The sequence below is a fragment of the Mesorhizobium sp. M7A.F.Ca.US.014.04.1.1 genome (assembly GCF_003998745.1).
In the GTDB taxonomy this organism is placed as follows: Bacteria; Pseudomonadota; Alphaproteobacteria; order Rhizobiales; family Rhizobiaceae; genus Mesorhizobium; species Mesorhizobium ciceri.
Genome location: NZ_RZRW01001073.1, coordinates 1 through 1,137 on the forward strand (window position 1 = coordinate 1; position 1,137 = coordinate 1,137).

The following is a 1,137-nucleotide window of genomic DNA, read 5'->3' on the forward strand; positions in this document are numbered from 1 at the left end:
GCGATATAGTCGTCGAGAGGTGCGATGACGCCGCCATCGGCGAGCGACGGTGTCCAGGCTGGCGAGATGTCGAGCACGTCATAGGCGCCTGAGCCGGCAATGTGCTCGGCGACCGCCTTGGAGTATTGATCGGGATTCGACAGTTCGACCACATTCGACTTCATGCCCGTAAGCTGCTCCCACATCGGCCCACTGAAATTGCGTGGATCGAGCGCCTGCAGGCCTGCCTCGTAGGTCATGTTGATCGTGACGCCCGCATGCGCCTTGGCCGCCTCGACCGCGCGGAAGGCGGAGCCCTCCGCCGGTCCTTCCTTAGATGCTTTCAGCGCAGCGGCCTGCGCCTGTCCCAGCGGCGACGTGGCGTCGGCCAGTTCGAGCTTCTGCTGCGCCAGCGCCCAATCGGTCATCATACCCAAAATGGGTGCAGACGCTGCCAACATACCGGTCATCTGGCCGAAGCGGGTTATGAAATTCCGGCGGGTCGTTTCGCCACGCATGAAGGCGTCGACCTCTGCTTCGAGACCGGCCTGAAAGTCACGTTTTTCACGATCGTTCATAGTGCTTGGTCCTCCCGTTTTCTCATTTGCTCACTCGTCCGCAGGCGCGGCGGTCGAGCATTCCTCCCGTAAGGCCCCCGCAATGGCCGCGGCGGCGCGCCAAATTCTCGCACTCCTAGCTTCCGAAGCGGCCCGCGAAAACGGCCAGCCTATCCTTCCACCGCACGCTCGAAAGCACCTCGCGATTGACCACACCGCGCGGCTCGCGACCATGTTGAACCTCGATTACCGCTTTGACGTCTGCAGCGCCGTTGCCGGCAAAGCACTGGTCGGTCCAGCACAATGCGTGCGGCGCAAGGATGACGTTGTCGAGTTTGAGGATTGCATCGTCAGCATCCGGCGGCTCCTGCTCCAGCACGTCGAGACCGGCGCCGGCGATACGACGCTCCCGCAGGGCTTGTGCCAATGCCTTCTGGTCGACGATCGGGCCGCGCGCTGTATTGATCAGGTATGCAGTAGGCTTCATCAGGGCGAGCCGCTCGGCATTGACGAGATGGCGCGTGTCAGGCGTCAGCGGGCAACTTACCGACAGCACGTCGGCGCGACGAAACAGATCTTCCAGTCCGACCAGCTCCACGCC

1 protein-coding gene and 1 pseudogene are annotated in these 1,137 nt (G+C 62.9%); both read right to left on the reverse strand.

Annotated features, from left to right (window positions below):
* A pseudogene (locus tag EOA22_RS34560) lies at positions 1 to 557 on the reverse strand (extracellular solute-binding protein); the annotation flags it as partial.
* A 115-nt stretch (positions 558 to 672) separates the two neighbouring features.
* A partial coding sequence (locus EOA22_RS34565) for an NAD(P)-dependent oxidoreductase (protein WP_281040819.1) occupies positions 673 to 1,137 on the reverse strand: 465 nt, incomplete at its 5' end.